The 12,416-nt window shown below is 42.4% G+C and carries 10 protein-coding genes; 2 read left to right on the forward strand and 8 right to left on the reverse strand.

The window, feature by feature from the left end:
* Positions 1 to 414 precede the first annotated feature (414 nt).
* The 8 genes from ASD40_RS34420 to ASD40_RS34455 form a co-directional block, all read right to left on the reverse strand.
* Entirely contained in the window at positions 415 to 1,905 is a 1,491-nt protein-coding gene (locus ASD40_RS34420) for a gamma-glutamyltransferase family protein (protein ID WP_057307643.1), read from the reverse strand.
* The gene (locus ASD40_RS34425; RefSeq protein ID WP_057307745.1) at positions 1,898 to 2,917 is read right to left on the reverse strand and encodes an ABC transporter ATP-binding protein; all 1,020 of its coding nucleotides are present in this window, start codon (positions 2,915 to 2,917) and stop codon (positions 1,898 to 1,900) included. Before ASD40_RS34425 ends, ASD40_RS34420 begins: the two co-directional genes overlap by 8 nt.
* Complete coding sequence (locus tag ASD40_RS34430; RefSeq protein ID WP_057307644.1) at positions 2,917 to 3,915, reverse strand: ABC transporter ATP-binding protein; 999 nt, start codon at positions 3,913 to 3,915, stop codon at positions 2,917 to 2,919. Before ASD40_RS34430 ends, ASD40_RS34425 begins: the two co-directional genes overlap by 1 nt.
* Before the next feature lie 35 nt (positions 3,916 to 3,950).
* Entirely contained in the window at positions 3,951 to 4,871 is a 921-nt protein-coding gene (locus ASD40_RS34435; RefSeq protein ID WP_057307645.1) for an ABC transporter permease, read from the reverse strand.
* A gap of 13 nt (positions 4,872 to 4,884) precedes the next feature.
* The gene (locus tag ASD40_RS34440; protein ID WP_057307646.1) at positions 4,885 to 5,802 is read right to left on the reverse strand and encodes an ABC transporter permease; all 918 of its coding nucleotides are present in this window, start codon (positions 5,800 to 5,802) and stop codon (positions 4,885 to 4,887) included.
* Positions 5,803 to 5,911: 109 nt separating this feature from the next.
* Positions 5,912 to 7,468: an ABC transporter substrate-binding protein gene (locus ASD40_RS34445; protein ID WP_063870891.1), complete on the reverse strand. Its 1,557-nt coding sequence runs from the start codon at positions 7,466 to 7,468 to the stop codon at positions 5,912 to 5,914.
* A gap of 67 nt (positions 7,469 to 7,535) precedes the next feature.
* Entirely contained in the window at positions 7,536 to 8,243 is a 708-nt protein-coding gene (locus ASD40_RS34450) for a gamma-glutamyl-gamma-aminobutyrate hydrolase family protein (protein ID WP_057307647.1), read from the reverse strand.
* Between the two features lie 45 nt (positions 8,244 to 8,288).
* Positions 8,289 to 9,710, reverse strand: a complete 1,422-nt coding sequence (locus ASD40_RS34455; RefSeq protein ID WP_057307648.1) for an NAD-dependent malic enzyme — start codon at positions 9,708 to 9,710, stop codon at positions 8,289 to 8,291.
* 222 nt (positions 9,711 to 9,932) lie between these two features.
* Between ASD40_RS34455 and ASD40_RS34460 the strand changes: the two genes are divergently transcribed.
* Together ASD40_RS34460 and ASD40_RS34465 are read left to right on the forward strand one after the other, a co-directional pair.
* On the forward strand, positions 9,933 to 10,904 hold the full coding sequence (locus ASD40_RS34460; protein ID WP_082562644.1) for a LysR family transcriptional regulator: 972 nt from the start codon (positions 9,933 to 9,935) through the stop codon (positions 10,902 to 10,904).
* A 168-nt stretch (positions 10,905 to 11,072) separates the two neighbouring features.
* Positions 11,073 to 12,086: a hypothetical protein gene (locus tag ASD40_RS34465; protein ID WP_057307649.1), complete on the forward strand. Its 1,014-nt coding sequence runs from the start codon at positions 11,073 to 11,075 to the stop codon at positions 12,084 to 12,086.
* Positions 12,087 to 12,416: the final 330 nt, after the last annotated feature.

Here is a 12,416-nt window from a genome sequence, read left to right on the forward strand (position 1 = left end):
ACATCATTATGACTTTATAATATTTTAAATAGTACACACTATTTAAATATAGTGTATACTATTTATGAGATCATAAAGCAGACTATGAGTACAAGAAAGGATTGAGAAGTGTGATAAACAACATCCATTCAATGGCTGAGGAAATTATTATTTCCGCCCAACCCGATCGAACGATCGATAAGGAAGCTAATAAGAACGGACATCTGCTATGTCCAAGGTGCAACAGCAAAACCGGGGAGTTCCTAATACTAGGTGAAGTCTGCACTCTTTGCTTGGACGAATTGGAGTTTGGCTATCCTTCCTTTCCCTCTTATCCATTAAGTGAATACAATAAAGGCGGCTAATATGAGCCGCCTCTTTTTAATATTCTTACAGCAATAAAGTTTATTCCGCATTGTGTTTAGGGGTTGTATCTTATTCGCTTACTTGACTTGCTCCTCCCCTTCTTGGATCGGCAGCACCAACTATTTGTCCTGTTTCATGCCATCTCATTAATCCGTGAATCCCCCCGTAAAACATAGGATCCTCATTGTTCACTACCTCATATCCGAGCTTGGCTAAATCATCTGCCACAGCAGCCGGAAGCGGGCTCTCAACAGATATCATTCTTTCATCTATAAAAAACCGCGAGGCAGCTACTGCTTCTTCGAGGCCGATCTTTTTTTTAATAACGTTTTCCAAAATGACAGATAGTATCATAGGGATACGCTTGCCTCCTGCCGAGCCAATCACAATGGTTCTTTCACGGTTTCGTACGATCGTCGGACACACGTAACTTTGAGGCCTTTTTCCCGGCTGCACCTGATTAGGGGAGATTGCATCATTCGTAAAATTACGCATTTGATTATTGAGAAAAAATCCGCCTGTTTCAATGCCCGGACCAAAAAAACCGCCTATTGTATTTGTCGCAGACACACACATTCCATCTTTATCCACAATGGAAAAATGAGTTGTATTAGCAACATCGTCCAGAGTAGCCGGTATCTCTGATATGATGTCCGGTCTGATGTTGTCAGCCAAAAAGCCGATCAGCTCACGGCTAATCAGCCTTTCTACCGGCGGAGAACAAAAGTCCGGGTCGCCCATTGTGCTTTTTCTCAGCTCATAGCATTTCCTTATGACCTCGCCCCATTGATGTATATAAGGGATAGATTGCTTCTGCTGCTCGTGCAGCTCCAGCAACTCACTGATCTTTAACGCTTGGATCAACGTTACACCTCCGAAAGGCGGAGGTGTTGTGATCACATCGTAATTGTCGTATTCACTGTAGATCGGCTTTTTCATGGACACGCGATAGTCCCGAAAGTCGTCTTGTGTCATTCCGTCTACCATAGCCGAAATTTGTTGCCCCAGCTCGCCCTGATACAACCAATCGGAGCCGTTATCACGAATTGCTCTCATCGTCTTTGCAAGTACTGGCTGCTTCAGCCATTCTCCTTGACGAATAGCTTCCCCCTTAGGAAAAAAGCTTGGATGCTGTTCTGCAATCAATTGTGGAGAATTCACCAATTGCCGATGTAAGGCTCCACCGGAGGCAAAACCCGCTTCAGCAGCTCTTATAGCAGGATCCATTAAGGTTACCATATCCAAAGTACCGAATAATTCATTCACCTTCTCCATGCCTTTTACAAAGCCCGGGACCCCAATCTCTGTTGGCGAGATAATTCCCGACAAAGGTGCAACTTCCCGGTAATCACACACTACCGATTCTTCTATCTTTGCAGGCAATATTAGCATGACACCGCCTCCCCCGATCCCGGAAGCATAAGGTTCGACCACGCTCAACATATACGAAACCGCGATAGCGGCATCTGCCGCATTGCCTCCGGCCTTTATTACGGACATCCCCGCTTCCGTCGCCAGAGGATGTGCTGAACTGATACCATACTGATGCTGATTACCCATAAAGTGACGCCTCTATTTCCCCAAGTGGATAATGGCATGAAACGGATCGATCCAAACCTATCTGACGTAACTGCGGTTCCTCTACGCGGCACCGATCCTGTACGTAGGGACAGCGGGTATGAAATCTGCAGCCTGAAGGTGGATTTAACGGATTTGGAGTTTCCCCCTCCAATGCTTTCTTCTCTTTTCCGCGAAGTTCCGGATCCGAAACGGGTACGGAGGCAAGAAGCCCTTCGGTATAAGGATGTAAAGGACGGTTAAGCAAATCTTCCTTTTTGCTAATTTCCATAATTTTTCCAAGATACATAACTGCAATGCGATCGCTAATATAGGCAACTGCCGGAAGGCCGTGAGCGATGAAAATGTATGTCAGCTTATAACGCTTCTGTAAAACGGAAAGAAGATTAAGTATTTGTGATTGTATGGACACATCCAGAGCGGACACCGGTTCATCGCAAACGATCAATTTAGGTTTCAAGGATAATGCTCGTCCTATTCCTATTCTTTGACGCTGCCCGCCGCTAAATTGATGAGGGAACCTCTTTGCAAAATCCGCAGATAAGCCCACCGCTTCCAGAAGCTTATGTACTTCTTCTTCCAATTTATCCCCACTAGCAATCCCGTGAGTACGGAGCGGTTCAGCTATGATATCAAATATTTTCAAACGAGGATTTAATGATGAAAACGGATCTTGAAAAATCATTTGAATATCCTTTCGTTTTTTGCGAAGCGTTTCGCGTGACATTTCGCTAAGATCAGTATCCTCAAACAATATTTTCCCGGAGGAAGGCTCTATTAAGTGCATAATCATATTCCCCAACGTCGATTTTCCGCATCCCGATTCACCCACAATACCAAGAGTTTCACCCTCATAAACAGTGAGGCTCACTTGATCTACCGCTTTTAATATTTGCGTTTTTCTTTTTATGAAGCCCTTGGTAATTTCGAAATGCTTGCTCAACTCGTGGACTTTCAGGAGCACTTTGCGTTGTTCTTTCGTATCCACTATCATCACCTCTTCTCCGTCCATTCTTTTTCGAATTCTTCCTGATACATTAAGCATCTAACCTGATGATCCGACGCTAATTCTGTTAAACGCGGCTCATTACGGCTGCATGCCCCGGTTGCTAAGGAACAACGCGGATGAAAGCGGCAACCTTCCGGCATGTTCAACGGGTTAGGGACCGAGCCTTCTATGGAATCCAAGGTTTCCAGGATATTGTGCAACTTTGGTATGCTTTTTAACAACCCCCGCGTATAAGGGTGCTTTGGATGCTTGAATAATGTATATACGCTGCATTGTTCGACAACTTGGCCTGCGTACATAACGACAACTCTGTCTGCCATTTCAGCAATTACACCCAAATCATGAGTAATCAAGACTATGGAATTACCTTCATTCTGAATAATTTCTTTCATTATTTTCAAAATTTGCGCTTGTATAGAAACGTCCAAGGCGGTTGTCGGTTCGTCAGCGATCAACACTTTAGGATTGCAGGAAATCGCCATCGCAATCATCGCTCTTTGACGCATACCACCGCTTAGTTCGTGGGGATATGATTCGTATACACTTTCAGGCCGGGGTATTTTAACTTTGTTCAACAGCTCCAAAGCGTGTTGCTTTGCCTCTGTCTTGTTCATGTTATTGTGGTTCATAAGTGATTCCTGAATTTGATGGCCGATACGGAAAACCGGATTTAATGCGGTCAGAGGCTCTTGAAAGATCATACCGATTTCCTTGCCTCTAATCTTCCGCATCTCATGATGACTTAATTTCAATAAATCCCGGTCCCGAAAACGAATTTCTCCCTCAACAATTTTTCCCGGACTTTCAATCAACCCCATAATAGAAAGGGAGGTTACGCTTTTGCCTGATCCAGATTCCCCCACAATACCAAGTGTTTCCCCCTCTTGTAATGTGAAAGTAACGTTGTCAACAGACGGCACTGCGCCTTTATCCGTGAAGAAGTAAGTTTTTAATCCATTAACTTGTAAAATAGGTTGTTTCAATGTATTTCTCCTCCCTCCATGAATGATGCCTACTATTAGATGTCTTGAGAACGAGGGTCGAAAATATCACGCAACCAGTCGCCCAAAAATATGATACCTAGCGTCGTGATAGTTATGGCTATTCCAGGGAAAGTTGCGAGCCCCCAATTAGTAGCCAAGTATTCACGTCCGGTGCTCAGCATTCCGCCCCAAGAAATAGTAGGAGGTTGAATGCCTAAACCCAAGAAACTCAGTGAAGCTTCCGAAATAATGGTGGTCGCCATGCTTAATGTCCCAAGCACACAAAAGGATGAAAACACATTTGGTAATAAATGTCGGATCATAATCATCCCATCACGTACTCCAATCGATTTTGCGGCTCTGACAAATTCTCTTTCTTTTAGACTTAATACCTCGCTTCGGATAACCCTTGCATAAACTACCCAATTCGTGACACCCAACACAACAATAAGAGTAAACATACCGGGTCCGGTTACTTTCAATATAACTAGAGTGAACAGAATATTAGGAATAGCCAAAAAAGAATCAACTAATCTCATAAAAACATTATCCAGCCATCCGCCGTAATAACCTGAAATCAAACCAATGGATAAACCGATAGCACCCGCCACAATAATCGCGAATAATCCTACAACCAAAGAAACCTGGGAGCCGTATATGATTCTGCTTAATAAATCTCTGCCCAAGTTATCGGTACCAAGAACATACTGCATGCTTCCGCCATCCAACCAGAAAGGAGGGGCAAGCATATCGGTTATATGTTGTTCTGAAGGATCATAAGGAGCCAACCACGGTGCAAATAACGCCGTAAAGATAACAATTGACATAATTACAAAGCCGATCGTACCTGTTTTACTTTTGAGCAATAATCTAAACCAAAAGAAGATACGGTGATTTTCTTTTTTATTTTCCTTTATGAGTCGACTCGCCGGAACTGCTTGCTCACTACTTATCATCCGTCTTCTCCCCTTATCTGTACTTGATACGCGGATCGAGCCATCCGACAAGAATATCCGTTACTATATTAATCAATATGACGGACACAGCAACAACAAATATAGCTGCTTGTACTACTGCCATGTCTTTTGAATTAACAGATTGTACAATTAATTGGCCTAATCCTGGCCATGCAAAGATGGCTTCCGTAACTAGAGCACCGCCGATCATACCGCCAATCTGCATCATAATGATCGTAACGACCGGAATCAAAGCATTTCTGAATGCATGTTTGTAGACGACAACAGAATTCTTTAATCCCTTACTCTTTGCCGTTCTAACGTAATCCTGATGTAAGGAGTCAAGTAAACTCGAACGGGTTAACCGGGCAATATAAGCGGCATTACCGAATCCAAGCGTAATAGCCGGCAGAATGAGATGTAAGAATGTGCCGCTTCCCGAAACCGGTAACCACTGAAGGTTGACACCGAACACGAGAACAAGCATAATCCCAAACCAAAAATGGGGCATCGCCTTTCCGAGAACGGTCCCTGTCGTTACAAAAAGTTCGAGAATAGAGTTTTTGTGTGTTGCGGACAAGATTCCAAGCGGTACTGCCAAACAAATTGCGATTATTTTGGCGGCTACAGCCAACTCTAATGTAACAGGCAGCCTTTCAAGCACCAACTCCAGCGCATCCTGATTAAACCGGAATGATTTACCGAAATCACCATGCAGCACATTCCATAAGTAGGTCGCATATTGAACATAGAATGGTTTATCTAAATTTAAAGCTTTCCGGAGTGCATCCATATCTTCTTGGGTAGCGTCCTCCGGAAGCATTAATGCAACAGGATCCCCGGATAAGTGCATCAAGACAAATACGATAGAAACGATGATCAACAACACGGGAGCCATCTGTGCCAATCGTCTTAGGGCATAACTTCTCATGGAATTCACTTCCTTATGTTATTATGCGAACAAGCTGTTAAGTAATATTGAAAAGATAGGGGCATAAATATTGCCCCTATTGAAAGATCAGCTTTTAAATAAGCAAATATCAGCGTTTTGAAATTTCGTATACTTTATACATTTCATCTAAACGAGGGGTGAAGTTCACAGATTTACTTACTCCGTAGCTGTTATGCTCCAGATACAGGTACAATCTCAAAAATTGATTCGCTTCCACTTGTTGTGCCATTTGATACTGAGAGTCCCTTTCATCTTGATTCATGTTCTTTTCAGCTTTTTTCAATATCTCTTCCAACTCCGGACTGCTAAGACCCAAATTAGTTAAGCTTCTAACCGAAGTGAGATGCTCGCTGACCATAGTGAAAGCATCGAAGTTAGAGTTAGCCAACCAAACCATATGTAAATCACTGACTTTGTTTACTTTTCTTATTTCTTCATAAACACTAAATTCAAGTAATTCCAATTTCACCTTAATACCTACTTTAGCCAGCATACCGACTATCATCTCAGTAACTTCCTTATCTTTTGCATAACGTCCTGTGGTCGATTGCATCGTCAGTTCCAAGCCATTCTCGTATCCTGCTTCTTTCAATAATTCCTTAGCACGCTTTTCATCATATACAGCAACATTGAACAATTTTGGATTTGCCCCGAAATTACCTGGCGTAATGCGTGTTCGCGTCGTAGTACCCAAACCGCCTAATAATTTATCAATGATCAGCTTTTTATCTATTGCCAACTCAACGGCTTCCCTGACTCTCTGATCTGCCATTGGAGATTTTGGACTAGTAACTTTTGGAACAAGAAATGCTACACGGTTCGAAGCACCGCTTACGATCCCGGTTTTATCATTTCCTTTCACACGTGGCCAATCATTGCTGCCGACTGAGGGAATAATATCCACTCCACCCGTTAAAAGCTCTCCAACTCTTGTCGAGCCTTCAGGAAGAATACGGAACACTACCTGGCTCCAATCTTTTGCGGCACCTTCGAAGTATTGCTCATAAGGCTCCAACTTAAGGTAGCTGCCTTTTTTCCACTCAACAAACTTAAACGGTCCTGTTCCAACAGGCTGCTGGTTGAAGGAATCCATTCCTTTTTCTTCTATGTATTTTTTAGGTAAAATTGCAGCACTTGTGCGGGCAATGACACTCAAGAAAAGTGGGTTTGGTCCGTCCGTAATAAATTGTACCTTGTACGGATCAATAATCTTCACTTCTTTAATTGATTTGTAATACACACTTTCGCCCAGCGTTTTCTCAGCAACTGCTCTTTCGAAGGAAAACTTGACATCCTCTGCAGTCATTTCTGTGCCGTTATGAAACTTAATGCCCTTTTTAAGATCAAATTCCCATGTCGTATCGTTTACTTTTTTATAACTTTCTGCCAAATCAGTGCTGATGTTTCCTTTAGCGTCGCGTTTTAATAATGTATTGTACATGTTATTGACTGCCATCCATGTTACAAAATCATTATGGGCGTAAAGATCCATGGATTTGACCTCTGTAGGCAGCGCGATTGTCAGTGGACGCTTTTCATCCTTCTTGTCGGGTTGAGCCGTATTATTTTTACTAGTGGTACAACCCGCCAGCAAAACTGCAAATGCAATAAAACATAAAAGAGCTGCTTTAATAGAATGCTTCATATATATATATCCCCCTATTATTTTTTTCACAACATAACAACAGCCACAATAAAGAAAAGCCGGATAACTAAAATTGACAAGCCTGGACGAAAGCATTAAACAGTTTCAGAGAGTAAATATCGTTCTTGTCGGTCAAATTTTCTGGATGCCATTGCACGCCCAAAACAAAACGGTGCGTCTTGCACTCAAATGCCTCAATGATACCATCACTGGCTCTTGCGCATACTTCAAAACCTTCAGCAACTTTTCTTACCGCTTGATGGTGGTAGCTGTTCACCTTAAAACGGGTGGATTGAACAGCTTGATGGAGCAGCGAGTTTTCATCAACATCTACAAAATGCGTTAAGTGGCTCCGGGGCGCGTTTTGTCTATGCTGCAAAAGCTGATGATCATGTTGGGCATAAATGTCCTGAAAGAGATCCCCGCCAGCAGAAACGTTAATCATTTGACTGCCTCTGCAGATGCCCAGGATTGGTTTATCTAATTTCAAAAATTTGCTTATCATCATAATTTCGAAATGATCCCTTTCAGGGCATACTTCACCTAATTCCGGATGAGGTTCTTCTCCGAAAATATTGGGGTCAACATCTCCTCCTCCAGTAACCAATAAGCCGTCAATTGATTCTACCAGTCGGTCTACTTCTGAATCCTCCGACAAATTAGGCAGTACGATCGGCACTCCGCCCGCTTTTACAATTGCACGAATATTACTCAACCCGGTGGTCAGCAGTTTCTCATCTCTGATATTCGATGTAATTCCAATAATAGGTTTCAATTCATACACTCCTTCTGCAAAATACCACGAGTTTATATATCTTTGTTAGCGGAAATCCTTCGGCACTTTTTTGGCTACACCCGTTCGAATAGCCGCTTCAATTACCCGGTTCCGAACTGCGCTAACTACTTTATGATTAAATACGCTTGGTATAATATGACTCTTACTTCTGTCCTCGTCAGTAATGATCGAGGCGATAGCTTCGGCTGCTGCAAACTTCATTTCTTCATTAATTGTGACTGCTCTGCAATCCAAGGCCGCACGAAATATTCCTGGAAAACAAAGCACGTTGTTGATTTGATTCGGATAATCCGATCGACCTGTTGCAATTACCGCAGCTATATCTTCGATATCCTCTGGGACAATCTCCGGATCGGGATTGGCCATGGCGAACACGATTGGATTTGCCGCCATCGTCATGACATCCTCTCTCGTTAACAAACCTCCAGAGGAAAGGCCAATAAATACATCTGCTCCTCTTAACGCATCGCGTAAGGTACCCGAAAGCCGCTTTGGATTCGTTTCCATTGCGAACCATTCCTTCATCGGATTATCATACTTTTGGTCAGCGGTCAGTATCCCCCGCCGGTCAACGCCCACGATCTCCTTTACACCTGCCGCAAGCAGCATACGGGTACAAGCCACCCCGGCAGCGCCAACTCCGCATACAACAACCTTGATCTCCTCCATAGATCTGTTCACGAGTTTCAAAGCATTGAGCAACCCTGCATACATGACAACCGCTGTCCCATGCTGGTCATCATGAAAAACCGGAATATCCAATTCTTCACGCAGCCGTTGTTCAATCTCAAAACACCGTGGCGCTGAAATGTCCTCAAGGTTAATCCCGCCGAATACGGTGGCTATATGCTTTACAGTTTGGATAATTTCTTCCGAATCCTGCGTGCTGATACAGATCGGAAATGCGTCTACTCCCGCAAATTGTTTAAACAAGACCGCCTTTCCTTCCATGACCGGCATAGCTGCACTGGGCCCAATGTTTCCAAGCCCGAGAACAGCACTTCCGTCAGAGACCACAGCTACTGTATTTTTCTTGATGCTGAGGGTAAATGCTTTGGCAGGATCTTCTTTGATCGCCATACATACTCTGGCTACATCCGGTGTATACACCCGGGACAAATCGTCGCGGTTTTGAACCGGGCTTTTGGGCACTGTCGAAATTTTCCCACCAAGATGCAGCAGAAAGGTACGGTCGGATACATGAATCAGCTTTATCCCTGGGATTCTAGAAACCGCTTTCTCAATTTCACCGATTTGCCCCGCTTCGGCGACGTTTATCGTGAGGTCTCTTACTGAAATATTCTTTCCCGCGTCCACCAGATCAATGGCTATGATGTCCCCCCCTGCCCTTGTAATGCCTGTCGCAACCTCACCGAATTTGATATGAGAGTCCATTTCAATACGCAGTATAATATTTTCTCCTTTATTAAAGGCTATTTTCCCCATACTCTTTCCCCTCTCACAGCGCTTATGAAAACGCTTTAATATGTTTATAGTTTAATACGACATGAGAGAAATTGGAAATACTGCTTCCTTATAAATATATAAGTAGAAATTATTAATTATCGTTATCCTGATAGCGTTTCGAACAATTCCGGTTACAAAAGCAGATTGAAATGCTATAATAAATTGTCGAATCATATTGTCATATATTAGGAGATATCTCATATGCAAGTAAGTTATTTGTCATTACGTTATTTTATGGAAGTCGCTTTTTGTCTTAACTTCAGCCATGCAGCCCAGAAATTGCATATTTCCCAGCCCGGATTGAGCCAGCAAATCACAGCGCTCGAAAAAGAACTCGGCATTAAACTGTTAAACCGTTCGACCCGAAACGTTACATTGACCGCAGAAGGCGATTATCTTCATAAGAATCTTTTACCCTCATTCGATAACATTGAAAAAACCATCTCTCAGCTTGTGGAATCCGGAACTGTCCCGCAAACGACTATTCGAATCGCAACCGTTCCATCCGCTGCAAGCAATATGGTCCCTTACCTTATTAAAAAATTAAAAGAAGAGCATCCGTTAATCGAATTTTATATCAAGGAAACAACCTCCGTTCACGCAGCCGAGCTTGTACAGAAAAGCGAATATGATCTCGCCTTTATCCGAACTCCGATAGACCTCAAACAGACGATACAGCCGCCGCTTAAGTGGATAGAGTTTTCCAAGCATCCTATGAAGGTGGCTTTATCCTGCCAGCATCCGGCAGCCGTACAAGATGAGATCGATCTTTACGAGCTTAAAAACGAAACTTTTTTACATTATGACCCTAAGCATTCGCCATCTCTTTATTATTTGCTGGAGCATGCCTGCCTTACCGCTGGATTCATTCCAAAAACCATCGGGGCCGGGCCGGAAATTTTGACCATTGCCAATCTGATCTCCAATGGAATCGGGATTACCTTAATGCCGCAGGATATGCTGGAACTTTTAAATTCTTACAAGATCAAAGCTATTGCATTGAAAAACCTGTCTCTTTTCAGTTCGATTTCTGTCATTTGGAACGACGTAAGCGTACCTTTAATTACGAAGGACGCATTGTCTATATTGGAGCATTTACCACATTACACTACAAAAGAGTCTATGAAATCCAAGACATTATCATCTCAAACCGTAGGACAGCATCTATCATGAATCGGGATGCTGTTTTTTTAATGGCGAATACCGACTCTCAACCTTGAGGACCTGGCATAATTCTACTTATAACCCCTGATTATAAATGTATAATATATTCATATTTTCGCATTATTTCTGATGATGTTACATTGTTCATGAAAACCAATTAAGAGAGGGGTAAGGTTCATGAATACTGTAAAAATGAATGTCATTTCCTATGGCTTAGGTCCAATAGGCATCAAAATTATGCAAAGCTGTTTGCAATCCGATCATATTCGGTTAATTGGTGCGGTTGATATTGATCCTCAAAAAATCGGAAGGGATGTCGGAGAACTAGCAGAGAGCACTGCTGTGGGGATTCATGTTGTTCAGAATTTAGATGAAATCGATACGGCACGGCTAGAGGGGCGCAAACTTGCACTCCATGCAACAGGATCCAACCTGCCACAGGTTTGGCCGCAAATAAAGCAGTTACTTGATCAAGGATATTCCGTCATTTCTACCTGTGAACAATTAGCTTATCCATGGCACCGCTATTCGGATTTGTCCAAAGAAATTGATCTTTATGCTCGCGATAAAAGACAGTTTGTCATTGGTACCGGAGTTAATCCGGGATATATCATGGATTCTATGACTTTATTTTCCACTTCTGTGACGCAATCGTTGTCCAAAATTAAAGTTTACCGTAAGGTAGATGTCTCCAAACGCCGTATTCCCCTGCAGAAAAAAGTGGGTATTGGTATGTCACCGGAAGAATTTCACCAGCTTGCACAAAACGACCGCATAGGTCATGTCGGACTTGAGGAATCATTGCGTCTTGTTGCTTATGGTTTGAATCTGACCTTAACCGAAGTTATTAATAAAATTGAACCAACCATTTCCCAAGAAGACACTGTCTTAGCAATAGGACCCTTAAGTAAAAATGAAGTAAACGGCTTGCATCAAAATTCAACGGGTTCTACGAAGGAAGGAATACCCATTGAATTGGACCTGATCATGTCTGTAGACGTTGTTACGGAGGACAGGATCATTCTGGAAACGAATGATATGGGTACTGTAGAGTTTGTAGTCCCACAAGGTATTTTTGGCGACACCGCTACCATCAATGTTGTAGTTAACACTGCAAAAACGATGCATTCGTCTAATCAGGTTGGTTTGTTAACCATGGCAGATATTCGACTTACTAGAAATTTAATGTAAGGTACACTTTCTACTTTTAAAAATATCATTTCAAACATATCAACTAATCCCATGCCTTTCATAAAGGCATGGGGTTATTTTTTTGAAAATGATTAGGCGAATATATAACCCCTAATTATAGAAATATAAGTATTTCGTATTTCATATAAGAAATTTTCAATGTTACAATTCAAAAAAAGAAAGCGTTTACAAGATTCTCCTGTTCAATTCTTGCTTATTAGAAAGGAGGTGAGGCCATGAGCTCTACATTAGTTTTCCAGTTTTACTAACGTCTATTCTATGGATTTGTAAGTTAGGTCGTTTTACAGGATCTATAGTTCGATACGATTA

The sequence above is a fragment of the Paenibacillus sp. Root444D2 genome, from assembly GCF_001426375.1.
Taxonomy (GTDB): Bacteria; Bacillota; Bacilli; order Paenibacillales; family NBRC-103111; genus Paenibacillus_E.